Annotated in this window: 16 protein-coding genes and 1 pseudogene; 12 read left to right on the top strand and 5 right to left on the bottom strand. The window is 68.2% G+C overall.

Annotation, left to right across the window (positions count from 1 at the left end):
* Positions 1-18: 18 nt before the first annotated feature.
* Genes ACYVIP_RS01620 through ACYVIP_RS01605 form a run of 4 tightly spaced genes read right to left on the bottom strand, consistent with a single transcriptional unit; the run spans position 19 to position 2,552 of the window.
* A complete protein-coding gene (locus tag ACYVIP_RS01620; protein WP_460391160.1) occupies positions 19-762 on the bottom strand; it encodes a maleate cis-trans isomerase family protein in 744 nt (247 codons plus the stop codon).
* Positions 723-1,643: an isocitrate lyase/PEP mutase family protein gene (locus ACYVIP_RS01615; protein WP_460391158.1), complete on the bottom strand. Its 921-nt coding sequence runs from the start codon at positions 1,641-1,643 to the stop codon at positions 723-725. The genes ACYVIP_RS01620 and ACYVIP_RS01615 overlap by 40 nt, the downstream gene beginning before the upstream one ends.
* Positions 1,640-2,266, bottom strand: a complete 627-nt coding sequence (locus ACYVIP_RS01610) for an isochorismatase family protein (protein WP_460391156.1) — start codon at positions 2,264-2,266, stop codon at positions 1,640-1,642. Before ACYVIP_RS01610 ends, ACYVIP_RS01615 begins: the two co-directional genes overlap by 4 nt.
* Positions 2,256-2,552 (bottom strand): Dabb family protein, encoded by a 297-nt coding sequence (locus ACYVIP_RS01605; protein ID WP_460391154.1) that lies wholly within the window; start codon positions 2,550-2,552, stop codon positions 2,256-2,258. The genes ACYVIP_RS01610 and ACYVIP_RS01605 overlap by 11 nt, the downstream gene beginning before the upstream one ends.
* A gap of 134 nt (positions 2,553-2,686) precedes the next feature.
* Between ACYVIP_RS01605 and ACYVIP_RS01600 the strand changes: the two genes are divergently transcribed.
* The 11 genes from ACYVIP_RS01600 (at position 2,687) to ACYVIP_RS01550 (ending at position 13,264) form a co-directional block, all read left to right on the top strand.
* Positions 2,687-3,454 (top strand): IclR family transcriptional regulator, encoded by a 768-nt coding sequence (locus tag ACYVIP_RS01600; protein WP_460391152.1) that lies wholly within the window; start codon positions 2,687-2,689, stop codon positions 3,452-3,454.
* A 124-nt stretch (positions 3,455-3,578) separates the two neighbouring features.
* Positions 3,579-4,802 carry an FAD-dependent oxidoreductase gene (locus ACYVIP_RS01595; protein ID WP_460391150.1) on the top strand — a complete coding sequence of 408 codons (1,224 nt, stop codon included), beginning with the start codon at positions 3,579-3,581 and terminating at the stop codon, positions 4,800-4,802.
* Positions 4,799-5,626 (top strand): MBL fold metallo-hydrolase, encoded by an 828-nt coding sequence (locus ACYVIP_RS01590; protein ID WP_460391148.1) that lies wholly within the window; start codon positions 4,799-4,801, stop codon positions 5,624-5,626. Before ACYVIP_RS01595 ends, ACYVIP_RS01590 begins: the two co-directional genes overlap by 4 nt.
* Complete coding sequence (locus ACYVIP_RS01585) at positions 5,623-6,453, top strand: MBL fold metallo-hydrolase (RefSeq protein WP_460391146.1); 831 nt, start codon at positions 5,623-5,625, stop codon at positions 6,451-6,453. The genes ACYVIP_RS01590 and ACYVIP_RS01585 overlap by 4 nt, the downstream gene beginning before the upstream one ends.
* Positions 6,450-7,253 (top strand): oxygen-binding di-iron domain-containing protein, encoded by an 804-nt coding sequence (locus ACYVIP_RS01580; RefSeq protein WP_460391144.1) that lies wholly within the window; start codon positions 6,450-6,452, stop codon positions 7,251-7,253. The genes ACYVIP_RS01585 and ACYVIP_RS01580 overlap by 4 nt, the downstream gene beginning before the upstream one ends.
* Positions 7,253-8,077 carry an MBL fold metallo-hydrolase gene (locus ACYVIP_RS01575; protein WP_460391142.1) on the top strand — a complete coding sequence of 275 codons (825 nt, stop codon included), beginning with the start codon at positions 7,253-7,255 and terminating at the stop codon, positions 8,075-8,077. Before ACYVIP_RS01580 ends, ACYVIP_RS01575 begins: the two co-directional genes overlap by 1 nt.
* A 24-nt stretch (positions 8,078-8,101) precedes the next feature.
* Complete coding sequence (locus ACYVIP_RS01570; RefSeq protein ID WP_460391140.1) at positions 8,102-9,730, top strand: ABC transporter substrate-binding protein; 1,629 nt, start codon at positions 8,102-8,104, stop codon at positions 9,728-9,730.
* A gap of 27 nt (positions 9,731-9,757) precedes the next feature.
* On the top strand, positions 9,758-10,780 hold the full coding sequence (locus tag ACYVIP_RS01565; protein WP_460391138.1) for an ABC transporter permease: 1,023 nt from the start codon (positions 9,758-9,760) through the stop codon (positions 10,778-10,780).
* A 14-nt stretch (positions 10,781-10,794) separates the two neighbouring features.
* Positions 10,795-11,658: an ABC transporter permease gene (locus tag ACYVIP_RS01560; RefSeq protein WP_460391136.1), complete on the top strand. Its 864-nt coding sequence runs from the start codon at positions 10,795-10,797 to the stop codon at positions 11,656-11,658.
* Entirely contained in the window at positions 11,655-12,494 is an 840-nt protein-coding gene (locus tag ACYVIP_RS01555; protein WP_460391134.1) for an ABC transporter ATP-binding protein, read from the top strand. Before ACYVIP_RS01560 ends, ACYVIP_RS01555 begins: the two co-directional genes overlap by 4 nt.
* Positions 12,491-13,264 (top strand): ABC transporter ATP-binding protein, encoded by a 774-nt coding sequence (locus tag ACYVIP_RS01550; protein ID WP_460391132.1) that lies wholly within the window; start codon positions 12,491-12,493, stop codon positions 13,262-13,264. The genes ACYVIP_RS01555 and ACYVIP_RS01550 overlap by 4 nt, the downstream gene beginning before the upstream one ends.
* Here the strand turns inward: ACYVIP_RS01550 and ACYVIP_RS01545 are convergent.
* Positions 13,226-13,664: pseudogene (locus ACYVIP_RS01545) on the bottom strand (DUF72 domain-containing protein); the annotation flags it as partial. The gene ACYVIP_RS01550 and the pseudogene ACYVIP_RS01545 sit on opposite strands and share 39 nt — an antisense overlap.
* Before the next feature lie 288 nt (positions 13,665-13,952).
* Here ACYVIP_RS01545 and ACYVIP_RS01540 point away from each other — a divergent pair.
* Positions 13,953-14,297, top strand: a complete 345-nt coding sequence (locus ACYVIP_RS01540; RefSeq protein ID WP_460391130.1) for a hypothetical protein — start codon at positions 13,953-13,955, stop codon at positions 14,295-14,297.
* Positions 14,298-14,974 lie beyond the last annotated feature (677 nt).

Below are 14,974 nucleotides of genomic sequence, written 5' to 3'. Positions count from 1 at the left end.
TGTCCCTTCCTGGTTCGGTCACAGGGTCGCGAGCAGGCGGCCGGCACCCTCTACCGGATCGGTGATGCCGTTGGTCCGGTAGGCGTGCCACAGGGTCGCGGCGTTGATCGGGATCACCGGCTTACCCAGCTCGCGTTCGAGCTCGTCGGCAACGCCGATGACCGGCAGGTTGGTCCCGGCCTGCACGAGCGCGTCCACGTCGGGGCCGTCCACCTCGGCGAACGCGGCTCGGATCCGCGCGGGCGGGACGGCCGCGATCGAGGTCGCCGAGTCGCACTTGAGACCGTGTACCGCCGCCACGTCGTAGCCGAGCTCGGTGAAGAAGGCGCGGACCTGCTCGTCGGCGACCGGCTGGTACGGCGTGATCACGCCGATGCGCCGTACCCCGAGTCTCGTCAGCGCGGCGTGGCAGGCCGACGCGCCGGTGGACACCTCAAGTCCGGACAGCTCCCGGATCCACCGTTCGAACTCGGTGTTGCCTTCGACGCCACCCCAGAACGTCTCCGCGCTCATGCCCATGACCAGATAGTCCGGCTCGCAGGTGAGCACGGACTCGACGGCGACGGCGATCTGCTCCCGGAGATCGGCCAGGAACGCCGTGAACGTGTCGTCGGAGTCGAGCCGTCCGTCGCGGATGAGAATCCGCCCGGCGTGGAACGAGACGCCGGGGACGCGGAATCGGTAGTACTCGTCCTCGACCACCGTGTTGGTGGACGGGACGATCACGCCGAACGCGGCGCGCTTGGCGAGGACGGTTGGCATGCTGGCTCCTCGGTGTCGGCGATGGGCTGGTAACGACGTTCGGCCTCGGCGAACGAGTCCTGCCTGAGCAGAGTGGTGAAGTCCTGCCAGGACAGGGTGTCTCCGGGTGGAGCGCCGTCGGCGAGGATGCTGCGGTAGGCCGCGCGGGTCGCCAGGGCACCGGCGAGGACCGGGGCGACCGGGAACAGCGCCAGCCGCACACCGGCACCGGCCAGCGTGGACAGACGGTCCGGCACGCGACCTGCCTCGGAATAGCTGACGACCAGGGGAAGTCCCCGCGCGGCGTCCCGGATCTCCTCGAGGTCGGCCGCGTTTCCGGCGCCCTCGACGAAGATGGCATCGGCTCCGGCATCGGTGTACGCGGCGACCCTGGCCAGGACGTCGGGCATGCCGGTCACCGTGAGCGCGTCGGTGCGGGCTATCACCAGCAGACGCCGGCGGGCGTGTGCGGCCGCGGTGATCCTGGCGGCGGCTTCCCTGATCGGCAGGAGGCGTTTGCCACCGAGGTGTCCGCACCGCTTGGGCATGACCTGGTCTTCGAGGTGCAACGCGGCGGCGCCCGCTGCCTCGTAGCGGCGGGTCGTCTCCTGGGCCTGGATCGCGTCGCCGTAACCGTTGTCGGCGTCGGCCACCACCGGCAGGTCGGTACCGGTGGTCACCCGGCGCAGCGCGTCGATGAGATCGGTCGCCCCGGCGAAACCCAGATCGGGGAGGCCGAGGCTGGTGGCGCTCACCACCGCGCCGGACAGGTGCACCGCCTCGAAACCCGCCTCGGTCGCCAGCCGTGCGGTCAGCGCGTCGTGACATCCGGCGGCGAGCAGGGGTGGTCCGGTCGACATCCGTGCTCGCAGCCGGTCCGCGGCGAAGCTGTGCACGCTCATGCCGCGGCCCGCCACATCGCCCGGACGCCGTCGCTGTCGAGCAGATCCGCGTACTTCGCCGCCAGATCGAACAACGCGGCCTCATGTGGACGCGCGTCGCGGTCACCGACCCCGTCGGTCACGACCACCGGCCGGAATCCGTGGCACAGCGCGTCGAGGGCGGTCGCGCGCACACAGCCGCTCGTGCTCACCCCGGTCACGACCACGGTGTCGACGCCGATGGCGGTGAGCGTGGAGGCGAGGGAGGTGCCGAAGAACGCGCTGGGGTACTGCTTGGTGACGACCAGGTCGTCCGGCTCTGGCGTCAGTTGCGGTGGGGGAGCGGCGAACGGCGAACCCTCGAGGAAGAACCGCAGCGACGGGACCTTCTGGTAGAACAGGCCGCCGTCCGCACCGTCGCGATAGGACACGTAGGTGAAGATGACCGGGTGGCCCAGTTCCCGCGCGTCGGCCGCGAGCCGCGCCGCGCACTCCACCACGGATTCCACACCGGCGTACAGCGGGCATGCCGGGTCGACATAGGCGCGGACGAGGTCCACGACGAGCAGGGCGGGCCTGGTCCCGGGACTCAGCGCGGCGCCGAACCCGGCGTCCCGGTAGTCGGTCTCGAGATCAGTCCACATGGAACTGGATCGCGGTGCGATCCGCGAGGATGGGTTTGATGTCCCTGGCGATGAACTCGCGGTGTGCCGGGCTGTCCTGGTAAGCACGCCAGTCCTCGACGGTGTCGAAGTCGAGGACGGCGGCGAAGTCGTGGTTGCCCGCGGCGAGCCCCAGATCGGCGCCGCACCGCAGTGCGCGGATCTGGGGGATCGCGCCGGGCAGAGTGTGGAAACCACGTGCTGCCGTGGATTTCTGCTCCTCCGTGGCCGCTGGGATCCACCGGAGGACGACAATGTGGCGAAGCATGTGCGGGATCATCCTTCGAAATGGGGAGTCTTGCTTGCGTTCCCGCAGTGTGAGAGCTTGATTTGCGCTATGCGAGACACGCTAAGGTCCTGCTCGCTTCTGGTCAAGACTTTCCTACCTTCGGAGGAGGTGCGGTGCCCGATACGGAGCCCGCTTCGGACAAGACGAGGCGCAGCGGCGCGGAGAGCTCCCGCAAGATGCTCCACCTGTTGTTGGTGTTCAACGAACGTGACCACACCCGCTCGGCCACCGACCTCGCCTCGGCGTTGGGGATGCCGATCAGCTCGGTCTACCGGTACCTGTCGGTCCTGCGGGAGACCGGCCTCGTCGAGGACGTCGGTGCCGGCGTGTACCGGTTGAGCTGGTTGTTCGTCGGTCTGGCCAGAGCCGCGCGGGCGGCGGGGGACACCCTGGAGAGCGTCGCCCGGCCGGTGCTGCGTTCGGTGGCGGGCTCGGGGCGGGAGACGACCCTGCTCATCAAGCGGGTCGGGTGGAGCGCGATGTGCATCGATCGCGTCGAGTCCAGCCATCCCGTGCGACTGCAGTTCGACCCTGGGCAGCCGATGTCGCTGCACCGTGGTTCGGCGGCGCGGGTGCTCCTGGCCTCGATGCCGTCGGAGGATCGACATCGCTACCTCGAGACGGTCGGCGACCTCGGCTCGTCCGAACGCGACCAGATCGAGTCCGATGTGGAGATCGTGCGACGAACCGGCTGGGTGGAGAGCTTCGGTGAGGTCGACGAGGGGATATGGGGCGCCGCCGCGTTGATCCGCAGGCAGGGTGAGCCGCTCGCGGCGATCGGGGTCGCCGGCCCGCTCTATCGCCTGCAGCAGGCCGACCGCGCGAAGATCATCGATCTGGTCGTCACCGGCGCGAAGGAGATCGGCGACGCCCTCGGGTAGACCCCTGACCACAGGTTTTTCCGCAACTCCTCTTGACCCGAGGCGATCCCGCGCTTAGTGTCCGCTTCCACATACCGAGCTAGCGGTTCCCGCAGTGTGAGAGCTGTGAGTTTCAGGAGGATCCGTGAACCTCGGCCCAAGCGGTTCCCGAAGTGACGATGGGACAGACGTGTGCGACGTCGCCGTCGTGGGCCTCGGACCGGTCGGTGCGACGGCGGCGCTCATGCTGGCACGCACCGGCCTGCGGGTCACCGTTCTCGAGATGGCGAACGAACTCTCCGACGACCCGACCGAGTCGCGAGCGTCCACCTTCCACCCGCCCACGCTCGAGATCCTCGACGACCTCGGGGTCGCGGACGCGTTGCACGAGGTGGGGCTGGTCTCCGACACCTACCAGTACCGGGATCGCGTCAACGGGATCGTCGCCCACTTCGATCTCGCGGCGCTGGTCGGGGACACCCGATTCCCGTACCGGCTCCAGAGCGAACAACGCAACCTGGTGCGGATCATCGCGGACGACCTGGCGACCATGCCCAACGTCACGATCACGATGGGCGCGAAGGTCACCGACGTCCGCGCCGGCGACACCGGTGCGGAACTGACCGTCGAGGACGGTGCGCGGATCCGCGCACGCTGGGTGATCGCGGCGGACGGTTCGCGTAGCGCGATCCGGCGCGGCCTCGGTATCGAGTTCGTCGGTATGACCTATCCGGAGCAGTTCCTGGTGGTCTCCACCCCGGAGGACTTCGCCGAACTGATGCCGGACATCGCGACGGTCAACTACATCTCCGATCCGGTCGAATGGCTCGTCCTGTTGCGAACCCCGGTGCACTGGCGGGTGCTGTTCCCGATCCCGGCCGGCGAACAGGCCGGGAAGAAAGCACTCGAACCCGCCGAGATACAGCGACGCCTGCAGGCCATCGCGCCGCTACATCGCGGCTACGAGGTCGCCCACGCCCGGATCTACCACGTACACCAGCGTGTCGCGGACAGCTTCCGGCACAAGTCCGTGCTGCTGGCCGGGGACGCCGCGCACATCAACAACCCACTCGGCGGTATGGGCATGAACAGTGGCATCGCCGACGCGGCGGCCGCCGCGTCGGCCATCGTGGCCGCGACGAAGGGTGATCACGAGCCGCTGGAGAGCTACGAGCTCACCCGCCGGGCCGTGGCCCGCGACTACGTCCGCGTCGTCACCCACCGCAACTACGAAACGTTGCAACAACAGGACGAGCGGGAACGCACCCGTCAGCAAGCCCACCTGCGCGATGTGGCGGCTGATCCGGCCAGGGCGCGCGAGCACCTGCTCAAAGCCTCGATGCTCGCGCCGGCGGCGGTGGGCCGATGAGCGCGGTCACCGAACTCGTGCCGGACAGGCTCTTCCGTATCGGCACGACGGTGCCCGTCCAGGATCTGACCTGGGCACCTGACCTGCCGGGACGGTGGGAACCCCTCAACTGCTACCTGCTGAGGACGCCGACGGCCGCGATCTTCCTCGACGCCGGGCCCGCGATCATGCGCCAGGAACTGGAGAAGGCGGTCGCGGAGCTGGTTGGGGACCGCGCGGTGTGGATCTTTCCCACCCGCAACGAGTTCGACTGCATCGGCAACCTCGGCTACCTGCTCGGACTGCGTGACGACGCCCGACTGTTGTTCGGTGGCGGCGGCGGAATCCTCGAGTGGGTCAACGACCCGGCCGCCGACGAAGCGGAGTCGAGAACCTTCCTCGGTCGCCGGGAGATCGTGCTCGCACGCAACGGCACGACCACCGAGTTCGACGACGGCGTCCGGTTCCACTGGCTCGACGCGCCGGTCAAGGAGATGTTCCTGACCCAGTGGGTGTACGAGGAATCCACCCGTACGCTGTTCAGCAGCGACTTCTTCGGATGGTCCCATCTGGACAGTGCGCACGCCCCGGTCGTCGCGAAAGATCCCGAGGACCTTCCCGGCCGGACGGCGGTGCTCGACGAACTGCCGCGACGCGTGAACTGGCTACCCGGCGCGAGCGCCCCCGAGGTGATCGAGGCGTACGACCGGGTCGCCGACGCGTACGAGGTCGAGCGGATCGCTCCGGTGCACGGTCGGGTGCTGAGCGGCGCGGCCACGGTGGCGCGTGCCTTCGCCGACACCCGTTCCGCCCTGGCCGACCTCACCGAAATGAGGCACGCATGACCACGACGGCGTACCCGGTCACCGACCGGCTTCCCCGGCAGTTCGCCCCCGGCCGGTACTGGCTGGGCGGTTGCTCGGACTCCGGTGCCTGGCCGACCCGCAAGGGTGCCACGACGCACGAACACCTGTCCGCCTACCTTGTTGTCGGCAGCGAGAAGACGCTGCTGGTGGACACCGGGCACTACGCACAGTGGGACGGCATCCAGCGTCAGCTCGACGAGTGCCTGGCCGGTCGCACGGTGGACTACGTTTTCCCGACCCACCAGGAGATCCCGCACGCGGGCAATCTCGGTAGGCTCCTGACGCGCTACCCCGAGGCGGTGGCCGTCGGCGACACCCGCGAATACCACCTGTACTTCCCCGAGATCGCCAACCGGTTGCGACGCACGCGGCATGGCGACGAACTCGACCTCGGCGACACGTCTTTCGCCTTCCTCGATCCGATCTGGTACGACCTGTCCGGCAGCCTCTGGGGCTACGAGACCGCGGGCCGTGTCCTGTTCAGCGCCGACGGCCTCGGCTACGTACACGACCACGCACCCGAGGTGTGTGGTCTGTTCCCCGACGAGGTACCCGACGCGGCGCCGCCGGCCGGTGTGCGGAGGTTCGCGCTGCCGTTCGTCGGTATGCGCTATCACCGCACGGGAGCCGGTGTCGCGCGTTATCGCGCGCTGATCAGCCGCCGGCCGGTCGACACGGTGTGTTCGGCGCACGGCGCACCGCTGAGCGGACGCCACCTGACCGAGGTGACCGAACGGGCGCTGGAGGTCGTCGAGGAGAACCAGGAAAGCATCTCCGGACCGAGCACCTTGGAGCCGCTGTCATGACCGCGATCGAGCTGGCCCCCGGGCTGTACCGCCTCGGCGGCATCGTGCCGATCGACGGGCGTCTCAGCTGGCGTGCGCCCGGCGTGACCGGGTTCGAACCCATCGGCTGCTACCTGCTGCTCGGCGACGGCCGTGCGCTGCTGATCGGCACCGGTGTCCGGCTGCACCAGGAACAGGTGCTCGAGCAGATCCGCGGTCTGCTCGGCGGGCGGGAACTGGAGATCTACGCCGATCGCAACGAGGCGGACGAGATCGGTAACCTCCCGGCCGTCGTGTCGGCCTTCGGCGTCCGCCGGATCTTCTTCGCCGGTGCGGGGCATCTGCTGCGCTGGTTCGAACACGATGGCTTCGACGGCAAGGTGCCGGACACCGAACTGGTGTTCCTGTTGCCAGCTGGCAACAGCCGTGCCATCGACCTCGAGTCCGACCGTCCGTCCGAAGTGGACTTCGGTGCCGGCAGACTTGAGCTGCTGCACACGAACCTGACCACGCTGGGGTTCGCCTGGCTCTACGACCGGACCACGAGAACGTTGTTCTCCAGCGACTTCTTCGCCGAGGTGCCGATGAGGACCGAGGAGATCCGGGGGCAGGTCGACTTCGAGCAGGTCAAGAACCACATCTTCACCCGCTTCTACTGGATGCGTGACGCCGAGAAGCAACCACTGCTCGACAACCTGGACGCCGTCTTCGCCGGTCGGGAGATCGAGCGGCTCTGCCCGTACCACGGCTGTGTGATCGAAGGAGCCGAGAACGTGCGCAGACACCTCGCCTACGCGCGCCGGACGCTGGGAGCCGCGTGATGGAACCGGACCTCGACGACCTGCTCGACGTGTACGGCAGGTATCTCGTGCACGACCGCTTCCCGCGGCGGATCGCCGACGGCGTGTGCTGGCTCGGCGGCTGCTCGGCGATCTTTCTCGACCGGTCCAAACCGGACGTCAGCCATTCCGCGCTCAACGCCTACCTGGTGCTGGGCCGGGAAAAGACCCTGCTGGTGGACACCGGGCATCCGGCGTTGTGGCCCGGTTTCGAGGCCGCGCTGGACAAGTCGCTGGCGGGCAGGCCACTGGACTATGTTCTGCCGACCCATCCGGAGATCCCGCACGGTGGCGCGCTGACCCTGCTGCACCGGCGCTGGCCGGGACTGACCGTCGTCGGAGACACCCGCGACTACTTCCTGTACCACCCCGAGGTGCCCGATCAGGCCTACCGGCCGATGGCTCCCGGTGAACGGCTCGATCTCGGCGGGCGCGAGTTCGAGATCGTGCACGCCCTGTTCAAGGACCTGCCGAACTCCGTGTGGGGCTTCGATCATGGCTCGCGCACGCTCTTCCCCGCCGACGGGTTCGCCTACTTCCACTGGCACAGTCAGGATGCCTGTGGCTTCACCACCGAGGAACTCGGCTTCACCCCCGGCGCCGACGTGTACGCCCCGATGACCGAGATCGTGAGTGGCCTCGAACTGCTCGACATCGACGAGACGATCCAGCAGTTCCACCGGCTCGTCGAACTGACCAGCCCTGCCGCAATCGCCCCCGCCCACGGCACGGTCGTGACCGACGTGCCCAAGGCGTACGCCTATCTCGAGGCACTGCGCGCCGGCAGCCGCAGTGCCAACGCCTGATCCCGAACAGGAGCTGCACACATCATGTCCACCACACATTTCCGGCGGAGGCTGACCGCTGCCGCCGCGGTCGTCGCGACGGCGGGCCTCCTGGCCGCGTGCGGCTCGGGAGGCTCCGACGCGTCGGCGGGCTCCGGCACCTACATCTTCGTCCTGGCACAGGACTTCCAGGGCGTCGACCGGGCAACGTACTCCAGCGAGGCGTCGAAGACCGTCGGCGACGTCATGCACAGCCGGTTGCTCGAACTGGACACGACCGCTGGCCGCGATGAGGGCAGCTGCACCCCTGATGTGCCGCCCAAGATCACCAAGGATTCACCGCTGGTGAAGTCCTGGTCGGTCACCGAGGACGGCCTGGGCATCGACATCACGCTGCGCGAGGATGTGAAGTCCGCCTCGGGCAACGTGCTCACCGCGCAGGACGTCGCGTGGTCGATCGACCGGCTCAAGGCCGTGGACGCCTCCGCGAAGACGCTGTGGTTCACCGTCGGCGGATTCGACCCGGACAACACGATCACGATCACGAGCCCCAGCCAGTTCACGCTCAATCTCACGCAGGCCAGCGTGCTGGCCCCCTACACACTGGCGGGCAACGCCGCGCTGATCCTGGACAGCACGGAAGCCAAGGCGCACGTGACTCCCGACGACCCCTGGGCCACGAAGTACCTCACCGACCACACCGCGGACTTCGGTCCGTGGACGCTCACCGAGTTCACCTCCCAACAGCTGACCTTCGGCAAGAACCCCAACTACACCGGCGAACGGGGCAACCTCGAGAAGATCGTGCTGCGTACGGTCCCCGAGGCGTCCTCGCGCATCCAGCTGGTGCAGACCGGCCAGGCCGCCGAGACCACGGGACTGGACTACACCCAACTGGAGAGCATGCAGGACGCGGGCTCGGTCAACCTGGTCAGCTGTGACAACCCCGGCCGGGACTGGCTCGGCTTCAACGTCAACGACCCGGTGCTCGGCAAACCCGAGGTCCGCCAGGCGATCTCCCTCGCGCTGGACCGCGACGCCATCCAGACCGCCGTCTACCGGGGGTTCGCCAAGCCGGCCGCCCACGGACTTTCCCAGGCATACGGCGAGTTCGGCGGCGGCGAGAACTACCAGCACGACCTCGACCGGGCCAAGGCGTTGCTCGCCGAGGCGAACGTGGCGAACGTCAGCTTCGAGTTGAGCGTGTCGAGCGCGCAGCCGGGCGCGTACGCGGAGAACCTGGCCGTGTTGATCCAGCAACAGCTCAAGCCCGTCGGGATCGACGTACGGATCAGGAACGTCCCGTCCGCGGTGCAGTACAAAGCCGATGGTGTGGCCGGAAAGATGCAGGCCTTCCTGATGGGCGAGACGCCGGCCGCCGGCAACCCCGGCTACTCGGCCTGGCTGTCCCTCGGCTGCGGCGGGATCCAGAACTACACGGGTACCTGCAGTCCGGAGATCGACAAGCTCGCCGCCGACCTGCGAGCCGGCCAGGACGACGAGTCGGTCACCGCCGAGAAGACCGGACGGCTCGCCGACCTGATCGCCACCGAGCAGCCAGCCGTGTACCTGGTGGACCGCTCGACGATCAACGTGCGCAACACCTGCGTGACCGACGTGCCGACCACCGGTTTCGGCAACGACTTCACCATGGCCAAGGCATCCTGCCGGTAGTCGGCGCCGCCGAGGGAGCGAGTCAGAATGCGACGCATACCCGTCAAGATGATCGTCGGGCGGCTGGTGGCCATCCCGGTGTCCTTGTTCGCGGTCGCCTCGCTGGCCTTCTGGATGGTCCGGATCTCCGGGGCGAGCGCGGCCTCGTCGGTGGCCGGTGAGTACGCCTCGGCGGAGGCCATCGCCCAGACCGAACGGAGCCTCGGTCTCGACCGGAGCCTGTGGGACCAGTACACGAGCTTCCTCGGCGGCCTGTTCCGGGCCGATCTCGGCCGGTCCTACTTCACCCGGCAGCCGGTCGCCGACGAACTGTTCACCCGACTGCCGCTGGATGCCGTGCTCGGCGTGCTGGCGCTGGTCGTCGCGGTGGTGGCGGGTATCGGGCTGGGGGCCGTCGGCGCCTACTTCCGGGCGGCGTGGCCGGACCGGGCCAGCCGGGGGGTGGTGACGGTCCTGCAGTCGGTGCCGGAGTTCGTGTTCGCACTTGTGTTGATCTTCGTGTTCTTCTTCGAACTGGGCTGGCTGCCCGCGCCGGTCGGCCAGTTGGCACTGAGTCAGACCGTGCCGCCGCACGTTACCGGCGTCGTGGTCGTGGACGCGGTAGTGGCCGGCGACTGGGACGCGTTCGGCGCGGCGGCCGCGCAACTGGTGTTGCCGGTGCTGAGCTTCGGCCTGGCGCTGTCCGCGGTGTTCGCCAAGGTGACCCGGTCGAGTCTGGTGTCGACCCTGGCCGCACCGCAGACCGAGTACGCCCGTGCGCTCGGGCTGTCCCCGTGGCGGGTCTTCGTGTCCGCGCTGATCGTGTCCAGGACCTCGATCCTGACCACGGTCGCGATCGTCTCCGGTGCGCTGATCGGTGGCAACGCGATCATGCAGAAGATCTTCAGTCTCGATGGCGCCGCGGCGTTCGGCGTCGACGCGATCCTCAAACTCGACCTGCCGGTCGTACAGGGCATCGTGCTCGTCTTCGGCGGCATCACGGTGGTGCTGTTCCTGCTTATCGACATCCTGATCCTGCTGCTGGACCCCCGGGTCCGGGCAAAGGCGTAGGAGGCGAGTCCACGATGACCTTGACGGACCCCACCGGGGTGCCCGCCGTGGCGAGTTCCGCACGGCGCGGTGCGCGTCGACGCGGACCGCGCGGGGCGTGGATCGGTCTCGGGATGCTCGTGGTGCTCATCGGTGGCGCGGTTGTCGCGAAACTGGCGGGCGACACGGACGCGATCGATGTCGACGAGGTGCTGCGGGCACCGTCCGCGCAACACTGGTTCGGCACCGACTCGGCTGGTCGAGACGTGCTCGTGCGCACACTCGCCTCGGGCGCGGCCGATCTGCCGATCGCGCTCGGCGGCACGGTGATCGCACTCGTCGCGGGCACCTTCCTCGGACTGCTCGCGGGTACCCGCAGCCGGTTCGCCGAACCGATCATGCGCCTGGTCGACGGGTTCCAGGCATTTCCGCTGCTGATCCTGATCCTGGCGATCGTGCAGGTCAGCGGCGGCGGCACGATCGTGCTGATCGTCACCATCGCGGTCCTCAACATGCCTCGGTTCATCCGGCTCACCCGGTCAGAAGCCCTACATATTCGTGAGTCCAAGTACGTGTTCTTCGCCGACGTCATCGGCGCGAGCAAGATCCACGTGCTGCGCCGGCACATTCTGCCCAACGTGAGCGGCGCGGTGTTCAGCCAGGCGAGTGTCGGGGGCGCACTCGCACTCGGCGCGATCGGCGCGATGTCGTTCCTCGGCCTCGGCATCGCGCCACCCACACCGAGTTGGGGTGCGATGGTGCAGTCCGGCGTCACCGGGATCACCAACGGACAGTGGTGGCCGGTCCTGTTCCCCAGCCTCGCGCTGGTGTGGGCCATCGTCGCGTTCAACCTCATCGCCGACAGCCTCGACACGCACTTCGCCAGGGAGATCCAGTGACGAGTTCCGAAGTACTGGCATCCACAGTGGACAATCGAGCTGGCATGCCGTTGCTCGCCGCGCACGGCCTGGCCGTCGAGTTCACCCGACACGGCCGGACGACCAGGGTCGTCGACGACGTGTCCTTCCGCATCGACGCCGGTGAGTTCGTCGGCATCATCGGTGAGACCGGCTCCGGCAAGTCGGTGTCACTGCGGGCGGCGCTGCGGATGCTGCCACGCAACGGACGACTGGTGGCCGGCGCCGCCGAGTTCGGCGGTATCGATCTCCAGTCGCTGTCGGGGCGGGAACTGCGGCGCCTGCGGGGTGCGCGGATCGGCTTCGTCCCACAACAACCGTGGAGCGCCCTGAATCCGGTCCAACGCCTGGACCGGCAGTTCCGCCAGGTCGGTAGGGCACACGGCAAGTCAGGGAAGTGGGCCGACCACGCGGCGAGGGAAATGCTGGAGCGCGTGGAGATCCGGCGGCCGCGACGGGTGCTGTCGGGCTACGCGGGGGAGTTGTCGGGTGGGATGGCACAGCGGGTCGTGATCGCGATGTCGCTGATGCTGGCGCCGGAACTGGTCGTCGCCGACGAGCCGACCACCGCGCTTGACGTGACCGTGCAGCGGGAGATCCTGGACCTGCTGAGCCGCATCTGCCATGAGGACGGCAAGAGCGTGCTGATCGTCACCCACGACCTCGGCGTCGTGTCGAACTACTGCGACCGGGTGTCGGTGATGCGCTCTGGTCGCGTTCTGGAGGACGGACCCGTGCGCGCGGTGTTCGCCGCGCCCGCCAACGACTACACCCGGTTGCTGGTGGCCGCCGCGGCCGGCGAGGAGGAGGCCCGGTGACCGAGCTGGTGCTGGCGGACGTGCACAAGACTTACGGCCGAGGCCGCAACACCGTCGAAGCGGTGAAAGGTGTGTCGCTGACCGTGTCGCCCGGCACGACACTCGGTCTCATCGGCGAGAGCGGCTCCGGCAAGTCCACCCTGGGGCGGATCTGCCTCGGCGCGGAGAACTTCGACAGCGGACGGCTGCTGGTCGACGGCGCGGACTTCGCCGGCTTCTCCCGCGAGCGGATCGCCGAGTTCCGCCGGAAGTCATCGATCGTCCTGCAGGAACCGGAGCTGGCGCTGAACCCGAGGCGCACGCTTGGCGAGTCGGTCACCGAGCCCCTGGACATCCACTTCCCGCACCTGCCAGACACCGAGCGGCGGGCACGAGCCGAGCACGCCCTCGAACTGGCTCACCTCGACCCCGGGCTGTGGGAGCGTTATCCGCGAGAACTGTCCGGCGGCCAGCAACAACGAGCCGGCGTCGCACGCGCGGTGGTCACCGAACCCGAGTTCGTGGTGCTCGACGAACCGACCGCGTCCCTGGATCTGTCCGTGCGTGGCCGCATCCTGGACACGCTGCGGGAGCTGCAGGCGCGACTGGCGCTGTCATACCTGCTGATCACCCACGACATGGCGACCGTGTCCGCACTTGCCGAACACGTCGTCGTGCTGCACAAGGGCGTCGCCGTGGAGACGGGCGAATGGCGCGTCGTGCGCACGGATCCCGCGCACGACTACACCCGAAAGCTGCTCTCCGCGGTGCTCACCGTCCGAACTGCCTGAAGACCGCCATGGCCTCTCGGTCAGTTCAGAACAGGCCCGCGGGTTGGACCGGTGCCGGCGCAGGAAGCGGCCGAGGGCGTCGACCTCCGCTGGGCCGAACGAGCCGGGCAACTTGGTCCACAGGATCGCCCGTTCGCCGAGCGGTTCGATCGCGTCCAGGAATGTCCGCATCTCGGTCTCGACACCGGCCAGCCGGCGCTCGTGCGTGACGACCTTGGGCAGCTTGACCGCGAACCGGAAGCCGGGGTCGGTCTGCTGTGCCCAGGTGGCGACGGTGTCCCGGGCGGGAAGGTGGTGTTGCCCTCGACCGTGTTGCACCAGCCGGCGTAGGCGCCAAGGCGCTGCTTGGCCGGCAGTGACTGCGGCAGGAACCGCCCAGCCATGCCTTGTGGGTCCACATGGCAGCTGCGCGATGGCTTGGCTCAAAGGCATGAATCCTTCAGTTGGGAGGTCGGGCTTTCTCGTAGCAGGGTCAGAGGCGTGATGTGGCTGAACTGCCTGTGCGGCCCGGCGGGCACCCGATGGGTGGAGTTGCCGCCGAGCCTCGCGGTGTTCTACGAACTGCTGCTCGACTGCCACGTTCGCCACTCCAGAGGGCCATCCGTGGCGACGGTCGAACTTCCGGCAGCGGTTCTGGCGGACGGCCTGGGACGGCGTCCACGTCGACGATCCCTGTGCTGCTGATCACATGTCAGCGATCCTGCCCTGGTTCACCTTCAACGAAGGTCGCCACACCCACGCCACCTGGCTCACCGAGGACGGCGTGCCCGAGGTGGCCCGTCGGGCACGGCTGGGACAGAAGATGAAGGGCATCGCCCGGGTCTACGACCATGTGACCGACGTCATGCGCAAGCAGATCCTGGACGCCTTGGAGACGCGATGGGAAGCCAGCCTGCTCGCGCTCACGGCTACCGAACGTGCTCGCTTGACCGGCTGGTTCCCGCATCTAGGACCGGTCATCACGAGACTCATGATCGAGAGCCAGGACGGTAAGAAAGCCGCCATGCCCCATCTGGCCCCGACACAAGACTGAAGCCCCACTCCTCACGAGGAGGAATGAGGCTTCTGACCAGCGAAAACATGCTGGTGGGCGATACTGGGATTGAACCAGTGACCCCTACCGTGTCAACGTAGATCAACAAGTGCTCTGACCTGCAGAAACATGACTCCTGCAGGTCGCCAACGTCGGTTCAAAGCGGTTGAGTGCGGTTCGCTGTCGTTCGATGGCCTATTCGGTTCCCAGTTTGCTCCCACAGCCCGCTCCCAACCGCTCCCAGGAGCGGCTACGCGGCTACGTGGTCCGGATCGCGACAGCACGGCGACACGAGCAGGTGTTGTTCGGCGCGAGGCCGCAGCGGTGTGCGTTCGTGTCCCTGGTGCGTTCGAAGGCACAATGGACGGGTTTGAAACGAGCACACTGCAGGGTCAGCCGAGTGCCGAGGACATCGTGGCGGAGACGACCAGCAGGCTCCGGGAGCTGATCAGGCATGCCGCACCGAGATGACGTCGCGACGCCGGAGAGCCGGCCGCCGGCGCGGGGGCAACTGGCTGTCGAGCCTTGCCCGGGGTGTGCTGCCGCCGCTGTTGGTGGTCGGCGCCTGGCAGGCCCTATGGCGGCGGCGTTCTGGTCTGGGTACCAGCTGCCCGAGCCGGCCGCCGTGTTGGCACTGATCACCGATCGGAGCAGCGGGGAGATCGTCGGGTTCCTCT

Source organism: Actinophytocola sediminis, assembly GCF_054779715.1.
Note: the sequence above shows the minus strand (reverse complement) of the source record. Positions and strands in the feature narration are given on the sequence as shown.